Origin of the sequence: Corynebacterium casei LMG S-19264 (assembly GCF_000550785.1) — a bacterium.
GTDB classification, from domain to species: domain Bacteria; phylum Actinomycetota; class Actinomycetes; order Mycobacteriales; family Mycobacteriaceae; genus Corynebacterium; species Corynebacterium casei.
Genome location: NZ_CP004350.1, coordinates 3,064,279 through 3,087,223, shown reverse-complemented (window position 1 = coordinate 3,087,223; position 22,945 = coordinate 3,064,279). Strand labels below are relative to the sequence as shown.

General features: G+C 54.7%; 21 protein-coding genes and 2 pseudogenes. 6 read left to right on the top strand and 17 right to left on the bottom strand.

Annotated elements, in window-relative coordinates; translation table 11 throughout:
• Window positions 1–712 (top strand): annotated as a pseudogene (locus tag CCASEI_RS14035) (AzlC family ABC transporter permease).
• A complete protein-coding gene (locus CCASEI_RS14030) occupies window positions 705–1,037 on the top strand; it encodes a branched-chain amino acid transporter permease (RefSeq protein ID WP_169731186.1) in 333 nt (110 codons plus the stop codon). The pseudogene CCASEI_RS14035 and the gene CCASEI_RS14030 overlap by 8 nt, the downstream one beginning before the upstream one ends.
• A gap of 78 nt (window positions 1,038–1,115) precedes the next feature.
• Here CCASEI_RS14030 and CCASEI_RS14025 read toward each other — a convergent pair whose 3' ends face one another.
• From CCASEI_RS14025 to CCASEI_RS13980, 10 genes and pseudogenes are all read right to left on the bottom strand, one after another.
• Window positions 1,116–1,427 (bottom strand): hypothetical protein, encoded by a 312-nt coding sequence (locus CCASEI_RS14025; RefSeq protein WP_025388358.1) that lies wholly within the window; start codon window positions 1,425–1,427, stop codon window positions 1,116–1,118.
• Between the two features lie 15 nt (window positions 1,428–1,442).
• Complete coding sequence (locus CCASEI_RS14020) at window positions 1,443–2,414, bottom strand: bile acid:sodium symporter family protein (protein ID WP_025388357.1); 972 nt, start codon at window positions 2,412–2,414, stop codon at window positions 1,443–1,445.
• A gap of 109 nt (window positions 2,415–2,523) precedes the next feature.
• Window positions 2,524–4,404, bottom strand: coding sequence for a heavy metal translocating P-type ATPase (locus CCASEI_RS14015; protein ID WP_025388356.1), 1,881 nt, complete (start codon window positions 4,402–4,404; stop codon window positions 2,524–2,526).
• A 219-nt stretch (window positions 4,405–4,623) separates the two neighbouring features.
• The gene (locus CCASEI_RS14010) at window positions 4,624–4,860 is read right to left on the bottom strand and encodes a heavy-metal-associated domain-containing protein (protein ID WP_025388355.1); all 237 of its coding nucleotides are present in this window, start codon (window positions 4,858–4,860) and stop codon (window positions 4,624–4,626) included.
• Window positions 4,861–4,961: 101 nt separating this feature from the next.
• The gene (locus tag CCASEI_RS14005; protein ID WP_404825266.1) at window positions 4,962–5,360 is read right to left on the bottom strand and encodes a Crp/Fnr family transcriptional regulator; all 399 of its coding nucleotides are present in this window, start codon (window positions 5,358–5,360) and stop codon (window positions 4,962–4,964) included.
• A 71-nt stretch (window positions 5,361–5,431) separates the two neighbouring features.
• On the bottom strand, window positions 5,432–6,742 hold the full coding sequence (locus CCASEI_RS14000) for an ISL3 family transposase (RefSeq protein ID WP_025386925.1): 1,311 nt from the start codon (window positions 6,740–6,742) through the stop codon (window positions 5,432–5,434).
• Between the two features lie 114 nt (window positions 6,743–6,856).
• Window positions 6,857–7,075: pseudogene (locus tag CCASEI_RS13995) on the bottom strand (cyclic nucleotide-binding domain-containing protein); the annotation flags it as partial.
• 129 nt (window positions 7,076–7,204) lie between these two features.
• Window positions 7,205–7,783, bottom strand: a complete 579-nt coding sequence (locus CCASEI_RS13990) for a hypothetical protein (RefSeq protein ID WP_025388352.1) — start codon at window positions 7,781–7,783, stop codon at window positions 7,205–7,207.
• A 704-nt stretch (window positions 7,784–8,487) separates the two neighbouring features.
• Window positions 8,488–9,525, bottom strand: coding sequence for an alcohol dehydrogenase AdhP (adhP, locus tag CCASEI_RS13985; protein WP_025388351.1), 1,038 nt, complete (start codon window positions 9,523–9,525; stop codon window positions 8,488–8,490).
• A 244-nt stretch (window positions 9,526–9,769) separates the two neighbouring features.
• Window positions 9,770–10,240 carry an SdpI family protein gene (locus CCASEI_RS13980; protein WP_025388350.1) on the bottom strand — a complete coding sequence of 157 codons (471 nt, stop codon included), beginning with the start codon at window positions 10,238–10,240 and terminating at the stop codon, window positions 9,770–9,772.
• Between the two features lie 184 nt (window positions 10,241–10,424).
• On the opposite strand from CCASEI_RS13980, the gene CCASEI_RS13975 reads away from it, so the two are divergent.
• Window positions 10,425–11,705 (top strand): dicarboxylate/amino acid:cation symporter, encoded by a 1,281-nt coding sequence (locus tag CCASEI_RS13975; RefSeq protein ID WP_025388349.1) that lies wholly within the window; start codon window positions 10,425–10,427, stop codon window positions 11,703–11,705.
• A 91-nt stretch (window positions 11,706–11,796) separates the two neighbouring features.
• Here CCASEI_RS13975 and trpA read toward each other — a convergent pair whose 3' ends face one another.
• From trpA to CCASEI_RS15510, 7 genes are all read right to left on the bottom strand, one after another.
• Window positions 11,797–12,660, bottom strand: coding sequence for a tryptophan synthase subunit alpha (gene trpA / locus CCASEI_RS13970; protein ID WP_025388348.1), 864 nt, complete (start codon window positions 12,658–12,660; stop codon window positions 11,797–11,799).
• A gap of 2 nt (window positions 12,661–12,662) precedes the next feature.
• Window positions 12,663–13,886, bottom strand: coding sequence for a tryptophan synthase subunit beta (trpB, locus tag CCASEI_RS13965; protein ID WP_025388347.1), 1,224 nt, complete (start codon window positions 13,884–13,886; stop codon window positions 12,663–12,665).
• Window positions 13,887–13,899: 13 nt separating this feature from the next.
• Complete coding sequence (trpCF, locus tag CCASEI_RS13960; RefSeq protein WP_025388346.1) at window positions 13,900–15,375, bottom strand: bifunctional indole-3-glycerol-phosphate synthase TrpC/phosphoribosylanthranilate isomerase TrpF; 1,476 nt, start codon at window positions 15,373–15,375, stop codon at window positions 13,900–13,902.
• Window positions 15,365–16,384 carry an anthranilate phosphoribosyltransferase gene (gene trpD / locus CCASEI_RS13955; RefSeq protein WP_006822251.1) on the bottom strand — a complete coding sequence of 340 codons (1,020 nt, stop codon included), beginning with the start codon at window positions 16,382–16,384 and terminating at the stop codon, window positions 15,365–15,367. Before trpD ends, trpCF begins: the two co-directional genes overlap by 11 nt.
• 84 nt (window positions 16,385–16,468) lie before the next feature.
• Complete coding sequence (locus tag CCASEI_RS13950; RefSeq protein ID WP_006822250.1) at window positions 16,469–17,122, bottom strand: anthranilate synthase component II; 654 nt, start codon at window positions 17,120–17,122, stop codon at window positions 16,469–16,471.
• Complete coding sequence (locus CCASEI_RS13945; RefSeq protein WP_025388345.1) at window positions 17,119–18,651, bottom strand: anthranilate synthase component 1; 1,533 nt, start codon at window positions 18,649–18,651, stop codon at window positions 17,119–17,121. The genes CCASEI_RS13950 and CCASEI_RS13945 overlap by 4 nt, the downstream gene beginning before the upstream one ends.
• A gap of 429 nt (window positions 18,652–19,080) precedes the next feature.
• On the bottom strand, window positions 19,081–19,455 hold the full coding sequence (locus tag CCASEI_RS15510; protein WP_225868411.1) for a CPBP family intramembrane glutamic endopeptidase: 375 nt from the start codon (window positions 19,453–19,455) through the stop codon (window positions 19,081–19,083).
• Window positions 19,456–20,223: 768 nt separating this feature from the next.
• Between CCASEI_RS15510 and CCASEI_RS13935 the strand changes: the two genes are divergently transcribed.
• From CCASEI_RS13935 to CCASEI_RS13925, 3 genes are read left to right on the top strand one after another with little or no spacing between them, the layout of a single operon-like run.
• The gene (locus CCASEI_RS13935) at window positions 20,224–21,246 is read left to right on the top strand and encodes an ABC transporter substrate-binding protein (RefSeq protein WP_025388343.1); all 1,023 of its coding nucleotides are present in this window, start codon (window positions 20,224–20,226) and stop codon (window positions 21,244–21,246) included.
• On the top strand, window positions 21,243–22,118 hold the full coding sequence (locus CCASEI_RS13930) for an ABC transporter permease (RefSeq protein WP_025388342.1): 876 nt from the start codon (window positions 21,243–21,245) through the stop codon (window positions 22,116–22,118). The genes CCASEI_RS13935 and CCASEI_RS13930 overlap by 4 nt, the downstream gene beginning before the upstream one ends.
• Window positions 22,111–22,899 (top strand): ABC transporter ATP-binding protein, encoded by a 789-nt coding sequence (locus CCASEI_RS13925; RefSeq protein ID WP_025388341.1) that lies wholly within the window; start codon window positions 22,111–22,113, stop codon window positions 22,897–22,899. The genes CCASEI_RS13930 and CCASEI_RS13925 overlap by 8 nt, the downstream gene beginning before the upstream one ends.
• Window positions 22,900–22,945 lie beyond the last annotated feature (46 nt).

Genomic DNA, 22,945 nt, shown 5'->3' with positions numbered 1-22,945 from the left:
ATGCACGTTGAGGAGATAAAGAAGGGAATCAAGGATTCCTGGGCGGTGGGCATCGGCCTAGTTCCGCTGGGCCTAGCTTTTGGCCTGTTGATGGTCCAAACTGGTTTTGACTGGTGGTGGACCCCAATTTTTCCATCGTGGTGTATGCCGGATCGATGGAATTTTTGGCCATTCCCATGGTGCTGCAAGGAACAAGCGTTGCGGCGTCTGTGATTACCGGCTTCATGGTGAACTTCCGCCACCTCTTTTATGGGCTCACATTCCCGCGTCACCGCGTGCACTCCGCTGCCGGCAAGATGTACTCCACCTATGCTTTAACGGATGAATCATATGCCATCGTCTCGTCTATGCCGCGCGATGTGCAGCTATCCGGACCTCGTATCGTTGCCATTCAGCTGTTGTGCCAATTCTCATGGGTTGCCGGCGGTATGGTCGGCGCCCTTGCTGGGCAAGTGATCCCGCCGAATGTAGAGGGTTTGGAATTTGCGCTCGTCGCGCTCTTTGTCGTGCTGACGATGGACTCTTTCAAGAACAATCCGGATTACTCCCTGCCACTGACCGCCGTGGTTTTGGCATTATCGCCGCGATCAACTTTCCCAACCAGATCTTGATGGTGGCGCTGACGGCCTACCTCGCGGTACTGCTGCTGCGCTTCTATTCGCCACAGATCGATGAAAAAATGGAATGGCGAAGGGGGTCGAAGGATGCCTAATGGTGTTGATTTAGGGATGATCCTCGCGGTCATCAGCCCTCTGTTTATCGTGACGGTCGCCCTGCGCGCTCTTCCCTTTAACTTGCTGCGTTATCTCAAAAACAGTGAGTTTATGACCGTCTTGGGTCGCACCATGCCCGTGGGAGTAATGACGGTACTGGTGGTTTACACCTGGTACGGGCAGCGTGAGTCTCCCGGTGGTTTCGTGGCGGTGGCCATCGCAGTGGCTGCTACTTATCTGTTGCACAAGTGGCGCCGCGATGTTGGTTTATCCATTTTGGGCGGAACTATTACCTATATGTTGTTGGTCAACCTGGTCTTCTGAATAATGCCCCTGCAAAGTTTCACGTGAAACCTTGCAGAGGCATTCTGTTGCTTTGAGGGCGACGCTTTCGTGTCGTGCTTACAGGCGTGGGAAAAGCGCCTGCGCTTCCGACCACAAACCTTCGAATTCCTGCGAATCGATGTAAGTCGCTTCAATATCTGGGAATTGGTCATAGGTTTCCGGGTGTGGAACCTGCTTGGTGGGCATATCAATGTTGCCTTCACGTGCATCGCCAGCTGCTGCGCCCACGATGGAATTATTGGGGTTCAAAGCAATCAAGCGCAACATCTCGCACACTTGGCTATTGAGCTCCTTGAGCTCGGCGATGTGGATGGCCATGCCTGCGCCGGGAATCGACAAGGTGGTGCGTACATAGTGAATGGTGTCCATGGTCTGACAGTCTATCTAAGCCGCTGGCTCGGTTTCTTCCTTGCCATAGTGCGCGGCGAGCCATGAGCAGATCATCAACTGAATTTGGTGGTAAATCATCAGTGGCAAAATCAGCAGACCTAGTGCGGCGCCCGAGCCAAACATGACCGATGCCATGGGCAAGCCTGTTGCTAGAGACTTCTTGGAACCACAAAACTCCGCCGCGATGGTATCGCCCCGATTAAAGCCTAAGCGCTTGCTGATTACGCGGGTAAGAAAGAGCATGAAGCAGACCAGCACGGCGGAGAAGACAACGAGGAAGATAACTTCTCCGACAGAGATTTGCCCCCACACTCCGGAGACCACGCCCGAGGAAAAGGCTGAGTAGACGACCATGGCAATGGAGCCGCGGTCGACTACTTTGGTGGCTTTATTCGCTGCGAAATTCTTCACCCACGGGCGCACGAGCTGGCCCAAGATAAACGGTGCGAGAAGTTGAAGCGCAATCTCGCCGAAGACCGAGGCATCGATGTGAATTCCGCCGGCGGAATTCATCAAGAGCATCACCAGCACTGGGGTGGCGATAACGCCGACGAGGTTGGAAGCAGATGCCGCCACGATGGCTCCGGCTACATTGCCGCGACCTATGGAAGTAAAAGCCACCGAGGACTGCACGGTTGAAGGAACCAGGGTGAGGAATAAAATACCTAGGTACATCTCATCGGTAATAAATAACGTCAGTGGCCGCAGGGCTAGTCCGACGATGGGAAAGAGCACGAAAGTAAACATCAAGATGGTCAGATGCAGCTTCCAGTGCTTTAGGCCATTGAGCGCTTCTTGCGTGGATAAACGTGCCCCATAGAGAAAGAACAACACCGCGATCGCGATACTGACCAGTGTTGAAAACACTTCGGCGAACTGCCCCCGGGCCGGGAAGATAATGGCGATGATGACCGCCGAGACAATCAAAACAATAAGTGGGTCGACCTTTTTCAAGCGCTCAAGCATGAGTGTTAGCTTACGCAGTGCACTCGCTTGGGGCGAGAATTAAGGACAAGGGGCAATACATTTGCCCCTTGTCCAGTCTGTTTATCGTTCACAGAATCTGCCGTGGTGTCTAGGCTGCTGCGACTTGTTGTGTTTCACGTGGAACTGGATTCTCGCTCGTCACTTCTGGCTTCAGCACTGGGCGCAGAAGCAGCATCGCGATGCCAATGACGAGCAGGACACTAGCCTCGTGGACCAGCATGCCAATGGACATGGTCACGCCACCCAGGAGCACGCCTGCTAGCAGAACTGCGACGGTTGCCAGCGCGATGCCGATGTTGAGCGTCATGGTTCGCACGGTGCGTTGAGCCAGGTGTAGCGCATAGGGCAAGCGTGGTAGCTTATCTGCCATCAGCGCGATATCCGCGGTTTCAATAGCGGCGGGTGAGCCTGCCGCGCCCATGGCGACACCGATGTCTGCTTGGGCCAGGGCTGGCGTGTCATTGACGCCATCACCGACCATGGCCACGACGTGGCCGCGGCTTTGTAGTTCCTTGACCAAGTCCAGCTTGTCTTCCGGCATCATCTCGGCGTGGACTTCATCCACACCTAATTCGCGGGCAACGTTTTCGGCAACGCGCTGGGCGTCACCAGTTGCCATGACAACCTTGATGCCATTGTCATGTAAGGACTTCACGGCGGCAGGTGCATCACTGCGGATGGTATCGGCAACTGCGACCAAGCCAATGGCACGGCCATCGACGCCGACGTACATGGCGGTCTTGCCCTGAGCATTTAACTCCAGGACGCGATCCTCGTTAGGGGTTTTATCGAGAAGCTCTGCGGAGCCAACTGCGACTGCGTGTCCATCAACTTCAGCCCTAATCCCCTTACCCATCACTGGTTGTGCGCTTTCTACGAGTTCCACCTCTAGACCGCGGGTCTTGGCTCCGCGGATGATGGCATCGGCAAGCGGGTGCTCGGAGGCGGTTTCCGCGCGCGCAGCAAGCTGCAGAACCTCGTTGGCGGTATAAGCAGGGTCGAGTACTTCGACGTCAGTAAGTTCTGGTTGTCCATTGGTTAAGGTGCCAGTCTTATCGACGACAACGGCGTCCACCTTCGCGGAGGCCTCCAGGTATTCCCCACCCTTGATGAGTACGCCATCTTTCGCCGAGCGACCAATGCCGGCGACGATGGAGACTGGAATGGAGATAACCAGAGCACCTGGACATGCGATAACCAGCAAGGTCAGTGCCAGTTCTAAGTTTTGGGTGATGAGGCCGACCGCTAACGCCGCGATCATGACACCCGGGGTGTACCACTTGGAAAAGCGCTCTAAAAATGTCTGCGTCTTTGCCTTATCGTCCTGCGCGTCTTCGACGCGGTGGATGATTTTCGCCAAGGTGGAGTCTGATCCCACCGCTGTTGCCTCGACGCGGAGTACGCCACTGAGTAGCCAGGTTCCCGCGAAAACTTCAGCACCTTCAGATTTTTCCGCGGGAACGGACTCACCAGTAATGCTGGCTTCGTCCACTCCCCCGAATCCGGATATCACCCGGCCATCCACGGGGATTTGTTCGCCATTGCGAACCAGAACCTTTTCCCCGGGCATTAACTCCCAAACTTCTACCGTTTCGGTAGAGCCATCGTCGTGCAGTTTCGTTGCCGTTTCCGGCGCGGAATCTACCAAGTCGCTCAAGGCCTTGCGGGTGCGATTCATCGTGGCCTTTTCCAAAGCCTTACCCAAGGCGAAGAGGAATGTGACGGCTGCGGATTCCCAGTAGTTGTTGACAAACAGTGCGCCGATGGCGGCGACGACAACCAAGAGATCGATCGAGACCATCTTAATCCGTAGTGCCTGGATCGCGGAGATAGCAATATTCCAACCTGCTACAACTGCAGCAGCAATCATCAGAGCATCTGCGATTAATGATTCTGCGGGGCTTAACCAGGACAGCGCAATCAGCAGCGCTGATACGCCAACCACTCCCCACGTCTTCCACGTTTTCATTGTTCTCAAGTTCCTTCCCTCACTGGTGTTGTGATGTCACCTTTAACGTTATGGCGAAGGCAGTTGGGGTTCCTTGATCCAGATCAATGTTCGCGATACTGCTTTTCGTTGGTATGCGCACCGCAAGTACAAAAAGCCTGTTCCTGATGATGGTCAGGAACAGGCTGTGCAATGAGCGGTCAGTAATTGCGGTTTCTCCGCTTACTGCCCGGTGGTTGCTTAGATAGCGGATGGCTTAGCCGTGTATCCGACTTCCGCCACGGCGTCGACGAGGTCGCGGACACTCGCCTTTTCGGGGTCGTGTTCCACAAGGATGCGGCCCGAGGAGAACTTCACCTCTGCAGACTCCACACCATCGAGGCTGCGTAGCTTATTCTCGATTTTCGCGATGCAGCTTGGGCAGGTGAATTCATCAGAGCGCAGGGTGGTCTTCTTCAATGCGGTTGGGGTGGTCATGGCTTCTCAGCTTCCTTTCACTTCTCTTCGTGCTTGCAATTACTACGTTAGGACGAAGTAAGGAAAGGTTCTTTGACGCAGATCAAAGAGCGTAGAACTTGTTATTCACCATCGACAATGCGCTCTAATGCTTGGGCATCGATGATGGACACCCACTCCCGTCCAGAGTCGATGAGTCCATCTTTTTTCATTTGCGACATGGCCCGCGAGGTGGACTCGAGCGTTGTCCCAGCCATCCCGGCGATATCGTCGCGTCGAAGGCGTACTTGCAGCAAGCTGCTGCCGTCTGGGCGCAAGTCCCCCAATTTGGCATCGAGCCTAAGCAGAACGGTAGCTACGCGCTGCACAACGGTCTTGGCGCTTTGATTGACATCTCTATCTCGTGCTTGCGCTAAGCGCGTGTGTTGCATCTGGACAATTGCTACTGCCAAAGCCGGGTGCTTAGCGATGACTTCTGCGAGACGGTCTGCTGGTAGGTACAACGCACAGGTAGTTTCCATTGCCCATGCTGAATCCACCGCATACGAAGGATTCGTCTCTAGCGGTCCAATGATATCTGGCTCTTCCGTTTTTAGAGTGCGTTGATTTTGTGGGTGAGCTGTCCGGAGTGGATGAGGCATCGAAGGATGTAGTGGGTGAGGTTGCGGAATCCAAGCGCGATTCCGCGGAGGTGTTCTAGGCGTCCATTGATGGCTTCGACTGGTCCGTTGGAGACTCCTACGTCGAAAAATGCCAAGACATCACTTAGGCGTTTATCTAGACTGCGGCCAAGTTGTGCAAGTTCTTTATTCGTGGACGGAAGTTTGCATAGCGCGTTGATGATATCGCGCATTTGCGCTTTGGCCTTGCGTTTATCACTCATCTGATAGCAGTCAATAATGCCCTGATACGCAAGCCACGCCATCTTCAATGTCCCATAGTCTTTGTCATAAGCCCAGAGCTCATCCAGGCGGGCTTGCTGCTTGTCTGTTAGCCATTTCTGCGTGGTCAACAAGGTTTTCCGGTTCTTGTACAACGGGTCGTGTGTGAGTCCGCGGCGCTGGTATTTCTCCCGCTGGAGTCGTTGCCGGCAGGCGGTGAGCTTATCGCCAGCTAAACGCACAACATGGAACGGATCCATAACCCGCCTGGCGTTGGGCACAAGTTCTTTGCTGGCCGTGGCATAGCCCTGGAATCCGTCCATGGCGACGATGCGTACCTGACGGCGAAACTCGGGTGTTCGTGCAGCAAGCCAGGTACGCAACGCATCAGCACTGCGGCCTTCGACCACACCCAATAAACGTGCTGGGCGCTTGGTGTTGTGGTGATGGTCAGTCATGTCCACAATCACGGTGACAAAGCCTGCACCATAAGCGTTGCGATTGTGAGACCATTTATGTTCGTCCACGCCGATGACCTGTACATTATCCAGGTGGGTCGGGTCGTTGTAGATCAGTTCATGACACATGTCCAGCGCTAGCTGGCAGGTGAGATCCCATCCGATTCCGAGGGCTTTCGCAGTAGCGGAAATGCTCATCCGGTCAATGGCTAGGCGTTGTAGTATCCAGCGGGTGACCCGGTGGGTGACTTTCTTACCTGGATCTGCACATGCCAGTTGTGCTTGGAAGTACTTGACTGCGCAGTTGTCATTGGTGCAGCGATAGCGTGGCAGGCGGATGCGTAGCTTGGTGGGGAAACCAACAATCGGCAGATCAATGAGAGTGCGATAGGCATGATCCCGAAACTGCCCCGACATAGCGCAGCTACTGCACGAATCGGCAAAAGCGGTAGCGGTGGCTTCGATGAACGTGAAATCTCCTGCGTCCATGGCACCTGTAATGGCTAGGCCAAGTTCGGCGGTGCGGCAGATGGTGTCAGCGACGACATTGCTAGTAGAATCCACGAGTAAGAGCCCCTTGTTGGTAAGTGGATAGATTCGACACCTAAACCATTACCGACAAGAGGCTCGTTTACTTATCTGCCACACCCACAATGCACTCTAAAAACGGAAGAGCCTGATATCTCCTGGCGAGGCAATGTCGACGGTGATCTCACGGCCATCGATAGTATCGCGCACTACCCGTACTCGACCTGCCACAACGAGATAAGAACCCGATACCTTCTGCCCTGCCAGCATGAGCGGATCACCCTCCGACCACGCCCACGACGTGACGAAGGAATCCAGATCTAGATGTTCTTCGGGCTTGAGTTCACGTGTAAGCGGTGAACGCGCCATGGCATCCAGACGGACGTCTAAAGAACAAGAATGCGGACGCGCACAATTGGGACGGACAGGGTTAGCGGACATGATTTCATTTTACCTGGTCTCCAGGAGTATTTTCCGCTGTAGGCTAGTCGACGCGGTTTAGCTTTCGATGAGCTCTACGCTGAGATCGCGGGATGGGATTCCGTCGTCTTCCCCGCGGTCATGCTCTAACTCAACATTTCCGAGAACGGTGTCCTCATCTTCCCCGGCCTCGATGCCCCAAGTCTGGATTTCATCCCACGATGCCCCACCGAAGTCATACTCTCCGAATGCAGTTCCAACATCGGTCAGGATGGTTTCAAAGTGCTGATCAAGATCGTCATTGCCCTGGACTTCAACGTCTACGGAATCATCATCGATATCGACGTCGTAGATGATGGCGCCTTCGGTCTTGGTGCAGTCATCATCGTCATCGCACTGGTACCCCATGCCTTCTAGTTCACTCTTGAGAGCGGATTCATCGAATCGACCGGAGCTCAATGCAGTGGTGGTGGTTGTTTCAGAGCTGGTCTCAGAAGTTTCCGCTGAGGTCTCCTCCGTGGTTTCCGGAGACTCCTGGGTGGCGGTTTGGGTCATGGCGCCATTGTCCGTGCTGTCGTCATTAGACGCTTCCGTAGAACAGGAAGCTAACGCAAGGGCGGAAACGGCGAGTGCGGTAATAGCTACGGACTTATTCATGTCTCCATCGTCCCTTACTCAGCGGTAGATATCTTCCTTATTGGCTACTTGGACAGGAGATTGGCAGAAACCTTTATATTGTTACGCAGTTAACTCTTTTGCTCGCTAACCCCGCTGCTCTAAGCTGTGGAGGTTGGGGCTGTTGTTGTTACAGTCTTCTCGTGTAAAATAACAACGTAGTAATCCAGCGCCCGCCGGGAGCGCAGTCACACGTGGCGTGCATTCCGCAGAGAATTTCTACTCGACGACTCCTCGGACCATCCATAGATGTTCTTTAGAATAGGACAGTTACTCCTTGGACGAATTTGAGTATAGAACGCATTAATGGTTGAGTAATCCCATTAAATATAACCCTAAAGATCGGATTGCCAACGAATTCGCGCGTCCTCCCCTATAGTGGGCGGTTTTGTCATGATATGAGTTATTCAATCATGGCTAGAACCTATAGTTAACGTTATGAAATAGCTAAATTTTCTTGGTTTGAAAGGCGGTGGTAGTCCGTGCTCAATAGCGTCACAGTGACGCTATTCGAGCGGGTTAGTACCTCAGCCCTGTTCGCGTGAAAATCAATTTTTCCTGTTGTGAAAGTCTACCGGCTGAGGAATTCGATGCGCTCATACAACAGTGAAATGCCACGCCCGTACTTGGTGTACGCAGCGTGGCATCTTCTTTGGGCCCAATATTGGGATGGCTGTCAGTCAGTGTTAGTACCGGATCGCTACCCGACCGTCGATCTGGCCGTTACGCATTCGCTCAAAGACATCGTTGACATCATCAAGTGAGCATTCAGTAACGGTAGGTTTAATTAAACCGCGAGCAAAGAAGTCCAACGCCTCCGTCATATCTTGTCGAGTGCCTACCAGGGATCCGCGGATAGTTAATCCTCGGAACACGATGTCGAATACAGATGCAGGAAATTCTCCAGGTGGCAGGCCGTTGAAGACGATTGTGCCGCCGCTGCGTGCCATGTCCAGCGCTTGCCCAAAAGCTGCTTCGTGGACTGCTGTAACCAATACGCCATGGGATCCGCCCTCGGTGTATTTCTGCACAGCGGAGCCAGGATCTTCGTCACCCGCGTTGACGGTATATTCAGCACCGAGTCTAGATGCTAGGTCTAGCTTTTCGGTTGCAATATCTACTGCGATAACACGTAGCCCCATCGCTACGGCGTATTGCACAGCAATATGCCCTAAGCCGCCAATGCCGGAAATGACCATAAATTGACCTGGGCGTGCCTCGGACTGCTTGAGGGCTTTATAGACGGTCACCCCAGCGCATAGGATGGGAGCTGCTTCTAGGTAGTCGACTCCCTCTGGGATGCGGGCAGCATAGCGCGTGTCGACCAGCATGTACTCGCCAAAGGAGCCGTTCTGAGTATAGCCTCCATATTCGGCATCGGGACAATGGGTCTCTCGACCTGTAATGCAGAATTCACAAGTGCCACAAGCGGACCATAACCAAGCGTTGCCGACGATGTCTCCAACCTTGACGTCATGCTCCCCAGGGCCAAGTTCGACTACTTCCCCGACACCTTCATGTCCAGGTACAAATGGTGGTTCAGGTTTTACCGGCCAGTCGCCCTCAAGCGCGTGGAGATCCGTATGGCAAATTCCAGAGGTAAGCACTTTAACCAGTGCTTGATTGGGGCCAGGTTGTGGGAGGTCAATCTCTTTGACTGTGACTTCCTGGCCAAATTTTTCAACAACAGCAGCATTAAAAGTTTGGGATTCAGCGGCAGACATCGGGCCACTCCTATCTGACTTTCGGCGTCTTCTTGGTGAAGTTGTGGTTGTCGCGAATTTGATACCCCGGCTGTCGAGGTATCACGCCAACTATAACACAAATGTTATCTGCGTCACTGCGGATTTGAGATTGTATGTGTGTCCTTGTCATTAGTGTGTATACGAAGTGTTGTGATTCCGAGGTCGGGATCAAATTATCCCGATACAAAGTACCGGGATAATTTTTCGAATGTGTTGGGGCGTATTAGACGCCTTCTACATTTTTGACCGCGTTGCGGAGTGCATCCATATCAACTTGTGGAGCTCCTGCAGAAGAACCGCATCCGCCGGAGCCACAGCTGCAGCCACCTTCGGAACTGCAGCCGCCGTTCTCCTCCTGATCTTTAAGCGTGTACAGGTGGGCTGCCCGCGCGCCAAGGTTAGAACCGACCGAGATTGCAACAATTGCGATGAGAACGGTGGCGACGGGGATCAGCCACATCCAGCCCGAGGCGCGGAATGCAACGAGTGCGCCAAAGAGGAAAGAAACGCCAGCGAGGATCCAGACTGGGCCAGCCACGACGTGCGAGCCGTCCCAGGCTTCTTTCGACTTGCGTACATCTGGGATACGCAGACCAAAATACTTGTTTCCCGGTAGTCGGCGGGCGGTAGCTAAACCGCCAAAACCCAGCCAATACACGGCGAAAATCAACATGACAATACCAACAGCGACCATGATGGCCATTCTAATCCCGGATCGGCGAAAATACCCAAACAGTAACTGTCGGAAAGGTTCCGGCGTGGGCTAAAGTTAGTGCCGTGTCGCTTGACAGGTAATACAGCCTGTTAGCGGCGAGCCCCTGTCGAATAGTTGTGAGTAGGTAGATCCCCGCCGCAGCACGTTTAAAGAATTGAAAACAATGTCTAAGTCAAAAGTGACAGACTCACTGTTGTTCAAGATCATCATCGCGATTGTTCTTGGCATTATTGTAAGTCTTTTTGCCCCAGAATGGCTAGGGCGCATTTTCGCGACATTCAATGGGCTGTTCAGCAACTTCCTGAACTTCTTCATTCCGGTCTTGATTTTTGCGCTCATCTCGCCAGCGATTGCTGGTCTAGGAAAAGGTGCCGGAAAGTGGTTGGGATATACCACTGCTATTGCTTATGGTTCGACCATTATTGCCGGCGCCACTGCGCTCATTACCGCAAAGCTGCTCTATCCACTATTGCTTGGTAACCAGTCGCTCGGATTGGATGTATCCGACATCGATGAAGGCTCGTTGACACCTTACTTCGAAGTCGAAATGCCTGCACCTTTTGAGGTTATGACTGCGTTGCTGCTGGCTTTCTGTGTCGGCCTTGCAATGACTGCAGTCACAGCAGAGACCATTTACAACGCTTCGCGCGAGCTGGAAGCTATTGTCATCAAAGTAATCTGGGGATTCGTCATCCCACTATTGCCAATCTATATCTTTGGTATGTTCCTCGGCCTGGGTATGAATGGCAACCTGCTCGATGTGCTTTCTGCCTTTGCGAAGGTGCTAATCCTGTCAGTCGTCATGACCATTGCGTACCTGATCTTGCAATACGTTGTGGCAGGCGCAATTGCCAAGCGCAACCCATTTAAAGCATTGCGCATCATGTTGCCTGCGTACTTTACCGCGTTGGGTACTTCTTCATCTGCAGCTTCCATTCCAGTTACTCACGGGGCCGCACTGAACAACGGGATTTCCAAGCCGATTGCCGGTTTTGTTATTCCTCTGTGCGCGACCATTCACCTATCGGGCTCGATGATCAAGCTGACGTTGTATGGCTTTGCAGTCGTCTACCTGGCTGGACTGAATGTTAGCCTGACGACGGCAGCAGGATTCATTCTGCTGCTGGGCGTAATGATGATTGCCGCACCGGGTGTTCCAGGTGGCGCAGTCATGGTGGCAGTTGGTCTGATGCAAAGCATGATGGGCTTCGACGATTCCATGGTTGCTTTGATGATTGCCGCCTACATCGCGGTCGACTCCTTCGGCACCGCAGCGAATGTAACCGGTGACGGTGCAATCGCCATGATCGTTGACCGCTTTGCTAAGAATAAGATGGTCGACGCTGATGACCCAGAGAACTTCCTGGGTGGAGAAGGCTACGAGGCTGAGTTTATTGAAGGCGTTGATGCTGAAACTGGCTCTGGAAAGCACGCGGAAAAGTAGCTCTTTAGGGTACAGGTCTGATCGAAAATCGGCATAATAAAAGCCTGGTTCCTTCCTCTTGAAAGAGGTAAGAAGGAACCAGGCTTCTTTTTTATTTCTTGGTCGCAGCTTTCATCGCGGAGACGTATTCCGTGATTTCTTTCTTCAGAGCTTCCATGTTGGTAATGACGGCGGGAGAATCCTCTGTTTCACGTGAAACGTAACCGTTGACAATCTTGGTGATTGCTGAGCCGGTAATCGCGCCAGCGGCGCCAGCGGCGATCGCTTCGGCAACGTGCTCTGGCGTAGAAATACCAAAGCCGAGAAGAGCTGGGGCACCGTTATAACGTTGGATATTGGCAACTACCTCGTCGAGGCCAAGAGTTTGGGACTCTTGCTCTGTACCGGTTACTCCATCGCGGGAGACAGCGTAAATGTAGCCCTTAGAGTACTTAGCAACGCCTTCCAGGGTGCGCTCTGAAGCACGGGCCGGAGCGATGAATACTGGAGCTACCCCAGCCTTCTCAGCAGCGGCGGCAAAGGGTGCGCCTTCTCGGACTGGAACATCCGGGATCAGGATGGCATCAGCGCCAGCAGCACCGAATTCCTCGTAGAACTTATCTAGCCCACGGGTAAAGGGAACGTTGCCGTAGATGAGCATGCCGACGGGAGTATCAGGGAACTCTTCGCGGATTTGGCGAACTAGGTTCAGGGAATTATCAACGGTTGCGCCATTGTCCAGAGCGCGGATGTGTGAGCCCTGAATGGTTGGGCCGTCAGCAACTGGGTCGGAGAAAGGAACGCCAAGTTCGAGAACGTCAGCGCCTGCTTCGACGACGGTGCGGATGATTTCCATGCTGTCTTCAGCTGTCGGGTCATTGAGCATGAGGAAAGGGACGAATGCACCTTCGTTCTTCTCATCAAGTGCAGCAAATAGTGCTTCAAAACGGCTAGCGCCATCACGGGTTGTAGTCATGGTTAGTTCTTCTCCTTGATGACAAGCTCAGGGTGTGCTTCGAGAGTCTGGCGAACGTGGTCGATGTCTTTGTCACCGCGACCGGAAAGGGAGACCAGAATGTTGATGTCTTCGTCCTTGCGCTTGAGCGCATAAGCCAGCGCGTGGGAAGATTCGAGTGCTGGAATGATGCCCTCTTGTTGGGAGAGCAGCTGGAAAGCTTCAAGTGCCTCAGCATCGGTAATGCCGACGTACTTCGCGCGACCGGTAGCGTGCAAGTGCGCGTGCTGTGGGCCTACGCCTGGGTAATCCAGTCCGGCGGAGATCGAGTAGGACTCCTCTACTTGGCCGTCGGTATTGCGCATGAGGTAGCTGCGAGCGCCGTGCAAAATACCGATGGTGCCATTGTTGATGGTCGCACCATGCTTGCCGGAGTCGAGGCCTTCTCCGCCGGGCTCAGCGCCGACAAGTTCCACGCCTTCTTCATCAATAAAATCTGCGAACATGCCAATTGCGTTGGAACCGCCACCCACACAAGCGACGACCAAGTCTGGCAGACCGCCGATGCGTTCAAGCATCTGCGCCTTCGCCTCAGTGGAGATGACGCGGTGGAATTCACGCACGATGGTTGGGAATGGGTGCGGGCCGGCGGCGGTACCGAGAAGGTAGTGCGACTCATGGAAGGTGGCGGTCCAGTCCCGCAATGCTTCGTTGACGGCGTCTTTCAAAGTGCCGGAGCCGGTGTCAACGGGTACGACTTTGGCGCCCATCAGTTCCATGCGGAACACGTTTGGTTGTTGGCGCGCAACGTCTTTAGCACCCATGTAGACAACGCATTCAAGGTCTAATAGCGCACATGCAAGAGCTGTCGCGGTGCCGTGCTGTCCGGCGCCGGTCTCCGCGATGATGCGAGTCTTACCCATGCGCTTAGCCAACAGTGCTTGGCCCAAGACCTGGTTGGTCTTGTGGGCACCACCGTGAACAAGGTCCTCGCGTTTGAGGAAGATGCGCGCCTTGCCGCCGAGCTTGTGGACTTCAGTAATCGGGGTTGGACGGCCCAAGTAATCACGCAGGAGGTCTGCGAGTTCCTTTTGGAAAGACTCGTCCTCCATGGCATCGACGAAGGCCTTTTCGAGTTGGTCGAGGGCAGGGATGAGAGATTCTGGGACGAATTGTCCGCCGAATTCGCCGAAGTAGGCCGGAAGGAGTGTCTCTCGGGATTCGTTCGTAGTAGAAGTTTCAGTCATGTCTGATGTTCCTTTAAGCGTGGAAATTTCTAATTGTCGCAAAAGTGCGCGCGATGAGTCCAGTGTCCTTAACGCCCTTGAAGGTCTCCAGTCCGGAATTGAGGTCGAGGCCGAGGGTGCCAACACGAAGAGCTTCTTCGGCATTATCGGGGCCAATTCCGCCTGCGAGGAGCGCGGAGGAAAGAACGGATTCAGGAACAGTGGACCAGTCGAAGCTCGTGCCGGTTCCGCCATCGCCGGAGTCGAGAACAACGCGGTCGACTGCTTTGTCCGCGATAAGCGCCTGGGCAAGAGCGGGGCCGTCGGCATAAGTCATGGAGACAGCGCGCCAGATTTGTAGACCACTCTCCTTCTCTGCGCCGAAGTCCAGGTCTTCATCCTTGGAGGATGCGACGGCGATACCGGAGTCGCGAACTTCTTGTACCACAGCGTGGATGTACTCGAACTCGGCTTCGAAGCTGCCTTGGTACGGCGCGTGCAATTGCAGTGCTTCCACGCCATCGATGGCAGCTAACTCGGCCCAGCCTTCGGTACGGCGGGATACCGCAACGTAGTCCAAATCAGATTCGTGGGCAATAATGTCTTCCGCTGTTTCACGTGAAACATTGCGTGGAGATGCTTCTTCGAAGACCAGTCCGCCGTAGACAGCCCCAGCGGCGCGAGCGGCTTGGGCAGCAGACCAGGTAGTGAGTCCGCAGACCTTGTTGTGGCCATAGACCAGCTCACGGGCGGCGCGGTCAATGTCCGGGGTGGAGGTGAGTTGAGAACCCACCAGGAAACCATTGGAGTGACCGCCAAGAGCGCGCACGGTGGCATTGTTGCGAATGCCGGATTCGGAGACCACAACAGAGCCCTCAGGAAGCAGAGAAGATAGAGTCTTGGAGCGGCTCAGATCGATGCTGAGATCGTGCAGATTACGGTGATTGACGCCGAAGATCTTCGCACCCAAACGGATAGCGCGCTCGACTTCATCGGTGTCAATGACTTCGGTGAGCACGTCCAGGCCGAATCGGTGGGCTTCACTTTGCAGGCGTGTGTACTCTTCATCGTCTAGCACCGAGAGCATCAATAAGATGGCGTCGGCACCGAAGTAGCGTGCGGCATGGATTTGAACTTCATCCACAATGAAATCTTTGCACAGCACAGGCAGGTGCGAGGACAGGGCAACGGTTTGCAGATGGTCATAGTCCCCACCGAAACGCTCAGGCTCACAAAGCACAGAAATACCGGCGGCATAACGCGAGTAAATCCGGGCGATGGCACCTGGCTCATAGTGCTCACGAATCAACCCGAGGGAAGGAGATGAAGACTTGCACTCCATGATGAACGCGTTGGTTGCGCCATGCAGGTTGTCATACAGGGAGCGGGTTGAGCGTGGCAGGTTATCTACATCAACGTGCGCAATTCGCTTAGCGATGCCTTCCAGATGCCCCCGGCGGGTCTCAACAATTCCTTCGAGAACTGTCGGAAGTGGATTCTTATTTGGCATAGTTTGCCTCCTCGTGGCGCTGCAACCAATCTTTCACCGTGGCATCGGCAAGCAAGCCCAAAGCCTTATCCGTGCCCTCTTTGAAGCTGTCTGCATGCCCGGTGAGATAGAACATTGCGCCGGCATTCGTGGCGATGGCATCGCGATGAGCGGCCGGTGCGTCATTGTCGAAGACCTTGCGCAGAGCTGCAGCATTTTCCACACCGTCACCACCAGTGAGGTCAGAAAGCTGGTGGGTGCCCACGCCAAAGTCTTCCGGATTCAGCGTGTATTCCTCAATCTCACCATCACGCAGCTCCCAGATCTGGGTTGGGCCGTGAACGGCAATTTCATCGGTGCCCGCGCCGTGCATAACAATCGCGCGGCCGCGGCCCAGCTCCTTGAAAACCTCGGCGATGGTACGGCCCGATTGTGGATTAGCAACGCCCATGATCTGGAACTCTGGGCGCGCCGGGGAAAGGATGGGGCCGAGTGAGTTGAAGATGGTGGGCACCTTCAGCGCGCGGCGCACTGGCATAACGTGCGCGACGGCAGGGTGGTACGCCGGTGCGTAGAGGAATGTAAAACCTGATTCTTCGAACTGGCGGACGGCGCGGTCAACATCCAAGTCGAGCGGAATGTTGAGTGCCTCCAAGGCGTCGGCGGAGCCGGACTTGGAGGAGACAGAACGGTTGCCGCACTTGATAACTTTTGCGCCGCCAGCGCCGACGAGCAAGGATGCACCGGTGGAAATGTTGATGGTGTTGGTGCCATCACCACCTGTGCCGGCGGAGTCTAGAATGCCCTTGCCGGTGATAGGAAACGGGCGGGAGGCGTTGATGAAGGCCTTTGCCGCGCCAGCCAGGTCCGCGAAGGTTTCACCTCGGGTGCGGATGGTGGCCAACAGTGCGGCGATGTGGATATCGTCATAATCACCGTTGGTCAGTGGGTAGAAGACCTCTTGGGCCTCCTCCACTGTGGGGGCGGGATTGTCCAAGTACTTCGTTAAAGCGTTCAATGGTGCTGCCATGACGGGCTTCCTTTCTAGTTACTAATAGATACTGTAATAAATAGTGTTTAACATGCGGTTAATGGTCTGCTTAGAGCAAGCTTTTTAGCTTTTCGATGCCAATTGCTCCACGCAACGCTCCAACATGATCGGACCCGTTGGGGTAAGCACGGATTCGGGGTGGAACTGCAGACCCAGCGCGAGGCCGTCTTCGGTTTCTGCAGCCATGACGATGTCATCGATGTAGCCCAAAGCGCGCAGTCCCTGAGGCAAGCTGACGCAGCCAAGTGAGTGATACCTAGCGATGGGAACTTGGGTGCCCACATAGTCCGGCTGGTCTGGTTCCACATCAGTGGTCAGCCCCTTGAACACGGGGTGTTGGGTTCCGGCTTCGGTAAGAATCATCGTGTCGGTTGAACCGTGGACCGGACCGCAGGGCGCCACTTCCCCACCGTGGTGCTCCAGCAAGGCTTGGAAACCAAGGCAGATTCCCAGCAGTGGAATCTTGCCCAAGAAGGTGTCGATGAGTTCCATCATGCAGCCGGCTTCGGTCGGGTGACCCGGGCCTGGGGAGAGCACGATCATGTCAGGCTGTTGCGCGAGCACTTCCGTCACTGTGACGGTATTGCGCATGACTACGGTGTCATAGCCGGAGAGGGCATCAACAAGGTTGTAGACGAAAGAATCATGATTATCGAGCAACAAAACCTTCGGCTTGTTTTTAGTCTTGTTGTCAGTCTTGTTTTCTACAGTGCTCATCGGATGACCTCCAGGGTGGCGTTGTTGGCGGCGGCAATCGCGTGCAGTACCGCGTAAGCCTTGTGCAAAGTTTCATCGGCTTCAGATTGTGGGACGGAGTCACGGACAACGCCGGCACCGGCTTGGACAATAGCCGTGTCATTTTTAATGAATGCGGAACGGATAACAATGCAGTTATCCATGGAGCCGTCTCCGCGCAGATACCCCACTGCCCCACCGTAAGAGCCGCGGCGCTTATTCTCGGTGTTGCGGACAAGTTCCATCGCACGTAGCTTCGGTGCACCGGTCAGCGTGCCCATGTTCATGCACGCACGGTAAGCATCAATTGCGTCGAAGTCTGGGTGCAGTTCTGCCACCACCCGGGAGACCAAGTGCATGACGCGGGAGTAGCGGTCTACTTGCAAGAGATCTGCCACGCGACGCGTGCCAGGTACCGCGACGCGGGCGAGGTCATTGCGCGCGAGGTCCACGAGCATGGTGTGCTCGGCAACTTCCTTGGTATCCGTGCGCATATCCAGCTCATTGCGGATGTCTAATTCGTGGGTTGCACCGCGTGGGCGCGTGCCAGCGATTGGGTAAAGCTGTACCTCGCGGGTATCAGCTGAGAACTTCAAATTAGATTCCGGTGAAGCTCCAATTAGTTCATAGTCCGCACCGCGGATATAGAACATGTAAGGAGAAGGATTAGTCTCCCGCAGCTTGCGATATGCCGCGAACGCGTCTGGGCATTCCATGGAAAAAGAGCGCGCCGGGACAACCTGGTAGATATCGCCCTCGTAAATATTCTTCTGCAGGTTCACCACATGCTTGCGGAAGTCCTTGTCCAAGATATCTGCGGTGACGGTGACGGTCTTTTCATTTGCTGCCCCGGAAGTATCAGTGGCATCGGTGGTGTCGGCCGCGGGGGCATCGAAAAGCTCTTGTGCCTTAGCCAGATGCTTATCCAGCCGTGCCTCTAGCTCTGCCGCATCCACATCAACACCGTGAAGAACAATGCTCTGGTTCAGGTGATCCACGTGCAGCAGGGTCTGCGCCACCACGAATTCATAATCCGGGTACTCATTTTCCCCATCACGAACCTCAGGCAGAACCTCAAAAGTATCGAGGTAATCATAAGCAAAACCGCCGCCTAAGAAAGGAAGCATTTCGTGTGAATAACCTGCATCTAACTGCAGTTTACGCAGAACCTCTGCATTCGAAATGGCTTTCAGGCGACGGCGCTCATCAATATCCGTGGAAGGCTCAAATGCGAACTCCCCCGGCGCAACCAGGTAGTCAGCGAGCTGCTCCTCAAGACGGGCCAGCATGGCCTGACCCGCTGGGGTCAGTACCTGGGCGCGGACACGCTGCCCGAGGCACGTGACCTTGAGCGCAGCATCAACCACCGCCAGGCACTGCACGTTTTTCTTAGATTCAATATCGGCTGACTCCAGCAGCATTGAATCATGTGTGGTGGCTAAGGCATCAAATAACGAGGCGGCGTCCGTGGTGTACGGCAGCGCCCGTGATGCAGTAATAAATCCGGTCATAGCTATCTGTCTTTCGCGAATGTGTTGGTTTAGAGATTAAAAATTTTAACCTCGCAGTCCGCGGGTCTATACCGGTTATGTCCCTTAAGACAACGAAAGGCCCGCACACTGCGAGCCTGGTTTTAGGGAAGCTTTAAAGAAGGAAGCTTTAAGTAGGCCCGCGAGTTACGCGCGCCACCACCAAAGATTAACGGTGCTCAAGTTCTTCATGAAAGACACTGTAGCACCACAGTTCAAAAAATGGGATACAGATCCCGAAATTTCATTCTCTATACCCCCGAAGTATTAAGTGGAGTACTAAGTACTGAGCTCAGGACTTAGTACTCCCCACGGCAGTGAAAGGTGTGAAAATGTCGTTGTAGTGCACTTATGCAAGCATAGTACTATGTTGAGTGTTATGTCCTTTCCGGACCGGGTGTTGGGCTGCGATTAGAGAGCCAACAGGGCTATTGCGGTAACGAGCCCATTATTGGCGGCATGGACAAGGAATGATCCCCACAAGCTTCCGAACCACAAGCGCGCAAGAATCAAGGAAGTACCCAAAAACACTATATAGAGCATGATGGCTGGTGAGATGTGGGCGGCGGTGAACGCTACCGTCGTTACTGTCGCTGCAATCCAGGTAGAGAATCGGGCATCAAGCCAGTCCATGAGCACGCGTCGGAAGACAATTTCTTCGAAAAGGGGCGCAAGGATTACCGTGATGACAAAAATCAGGATGCTCGCAACGATGCTGAGGTGGAAGCCGGCCGTCTCGGAGCTTCCGCCGCTCGGGCTTAGGCCCAGTGCAGTGCCGATGAGCATGGCTCTAATGCCGCCAGCTGCAATTGTCGCGGGGATCCACCAAGTTAAGTGCCAAAGTGAACGGGTAGGTCGGGTGAATCCAAACTCTTGCCAACCCCAACCGTAGCGACGCACTAACCCGAAATAGAGAACTCCACCACCAGCAAGGACAAAGCCTAAGAAGGCCCCTAGCGTGATGAGATCCCCGACTGGGCCGCGTGTGCTTTTGGCTAAGAATCCAGCTGCGAATCCACACCCGGCCGCCCCGAGCATCCCTGCTGCAAACATTTGCAAAAGCCCACGCGAGGTGGGCTCCGGTTGGTCGCGGTGTAAAACCGGCATAGCTTATGGTGTCTTGTCTCAAACTTCCCCCTCGTGTGTGGGCCGCGTGGCCGACTGTTGGTTATTTTCCTACCGCGGTAATAGGGAGAGGTTTTATAGTGCACAAGGTGCTGGAGAACGAAGTGCGAGAATCCGGCGCGCATCTTTGATACCCCCAGGTGGGGTTGAGATTAAAAGCACTTACCGACCGTTAAGACAGTTAAAGCGGGTTGTGAATAAAAGAATGACATAGCCATGAGCTGCATGTTATGTGACTTGCATTACGCAAGCCGTGGGTACGGGTAGAAAATCGGATGGAACAAGTTTGCAGAAGAGGTATTGAAACCCCTGCTTAACCGCTATATTTAGAACTACCGTACTGGTTTTGCATAGGGAAGCGATGTGGCGCGTCTATTGGCGGCCGGCGTTTCCTGTGAACTCCCTTCGACACATAAGGAAGCTCTCAACATGAGAATTAATCGAATCTCCAAGCCCTCACGCATGACTTCAGTCATTGCTGCACTGTCTGCGACCGCACTGGTGCTGGTTGGCTGTTCATCGGAAAGCGGCGATGACGCTGCTGGCGATAGCACTGGCGGCGATGGTGACGCAGCGGAAAGCTACTCCATCGGCATCAACCAGCTCGTGCAGCACCCGGCACTGGATGCCAGCGCCGCAGGCTTCAAGGCCGCGTTTGAAGACGCCGGCGTCGAAGTGGAATGGGATGAGCAAAACGCCAACGGCGAGCAGTCCACCGCGGTGACCATCGCGCAGCAGATGGCGAACGCTGACCACGATCTGTACTTGGCTATTGCTACCCCAGCGGCGCAGGCCATGGCGCAGTCCATCAAGGATGCTCCCCTGCTCTTTACCGCAGTCACTGACCCAGAGGCAGCAGAGCTGGTAGATTCCAACGACGCCCCAGGCGCAAACGTCACCGGCACCTCTGACATCGCACCGATTTCGGACCAGGTGGATCTGCTCAAGGAACTGGTTCCGGATGCGAAGACCATCGGCGTTGTCTATGCCTCCGGTGAGGTCAACTCTCAGGTGCAGGTGGATGAGCTAACTACTGTGGCTGGTGAATCTGGCATGGATGTCACTACGCAGACCGTCACCTCCGTGACGGAGATACCGCAGGCTGTGCAGGCGCTCGGTGATGTTGATGCCATCTACGTGCCAACCGACAACATGGTTGTGTCCGGCATTGCTTCGCTCATCAACGTTGCCAATGACAACCAGATTCCAGTCATCGGCGCTGAGGCCGGCACCGTTGAAGGTGGTGCGGCCGCAACCTTGGGTATTGATTACGAGCAGCTGGGCCGCCAGACCGGTGAGATGGCTCTGCGCATCCTGCAAGATGGCGAAGAGCCTGCTTCTACCCCAGTGGAGACCGCGAAGGAATTCACCTACGTGGTGAACCCAGAAGCAGCGGAAGCTCAGGGCATTGAAATCCCAGAGGCAATTTTGGAAGAAGCTGAGACCGTATGATCGGTGCAGTTGAGCTCGGACTCCTTTATGCCGTCATGGCCGTAGGCGTCTACCTCACCTTCCGAGTTCTAGATTTCCCTGACCTGACCGTTGACGGCAGTTTCACCACCGGTGCGGCTGCCGCCGGCGTACTCATTACCAATGGCGTGAACCCCATTATCGCGACGGGCGTGGGCTTTGTTGCAGGCTTTATCGCCGGCATTATCACCGGTCTTTTGCACACGAAGGGCAAGATTGATGGCCTGCTCGCCGGTATCTTGACCATGATTGGCCTGTGGTCCATCAACCTGCGGATTATGGGCGGCGCGAATATTCCGCTGCTGAGCCAAGATTCTGTGTTTACGCCACTGGATAAGATCAAGAACGACTGGTTTGTCGTGGGCCTTTTGGTCGTCGGTGCGGTTGCTTTGGTCATGCTCATCGTGTGGTTCCTCTCCACCGACCTGGGCCTGGCGCTGCGTGCTACCGGTGATAATCAGCAGATGATTACCTCTTTCGGTGTCTCCACTGACTTCACCAAGACGCTGACCCTCGCACTGTCGAATGGTCTGGTTGGTCTGTGTGGCGCGCTGATTGCTCAGTTCCAGGGCTTCGCGGATATCTCCATGGGCGTTGGCCTCATCCTGGTCGGCCTGGCATCTGTCATCGTCGGCCAAGCTGTTATCCCACAGCGTCGCCTGTGGCTCATTGTTGGATCGGTTGCGTTGGGCTCCGTCCTCTACCGCCTGATCATCTACGTGGCGCTGACGGTGGGCCTGAACCCCAACGACATGAAGCTGATTACGGCGGTGTTGGTCATCGCCGCGCTACTGCTGCCGAAGCTCACGGGACGGACTCCGAAAGCTGCCGGGAGGAAGGTAGCCAATGCTTAAGATCGATAGCATTTCCAAGACCTTTTTCGCCGGAACAGCTAACGAACGCAAGGCGCTTGTCGATGTCTCACTGCATCTCAATCCTGGCGATTTCGTCACGGTGATCGGTTCTAATGGCGCCGGCAAATCCACCTTGCTCAACTCGATTTCGGGTCGGTTAATTGTTGATTCCGGAACCATCTCCATCGAGGGCAAGAACGTCTCCCGGCAACCTGAGCACAAACGTGCCAAGGTTGTGGGCCGCGTCTTCCAGGACCCGATGGCGGGTACAGCACCAAACCTCACGATTGAAGAAAACCTCTCCCTCGCATACTTGCGTGGCAAAGGCCGTGGGCTGTCATTGGGGCTTAACTCTAAGCGTCGGGCATTCTTCCGCGAGCAGTTGGAGAGCTTGGAACTCGGTCTCGAAGACCGTATGGGTTCTAAGGTAGGTCTGCTGTCGGGTGGCCAGCGTCAGGCACTGAGCCTTCTCATGGCGGGCTTTACCAACCCTGATGTCATGCTGTTGGATGAGCACACCGCGGCGCTGGACCCACAGCGTGCCGAGCTTGTCACTACCCTGACGGAACGTATTGTCTCCCAAGGCAACCTGACCACCTTGATGGTCACCCACAACATGGCGCAAGCCATCCAGGTGGGCAACCGACTCATCATGATGCACGATGGACAGATCATCTACGAAGCTTCCGAGGAAGAAAAGAAGAAGCTCACCGTGCGAGACCTCATGTCCGAGTTCGCGAAAATTAAGGGCGCTACCTCCGACCGCACACTGCTGCAGTAGAAGTCAGAAACGCTCGCACTTTAATCCAGCCTCCGCTCCTCCCTAA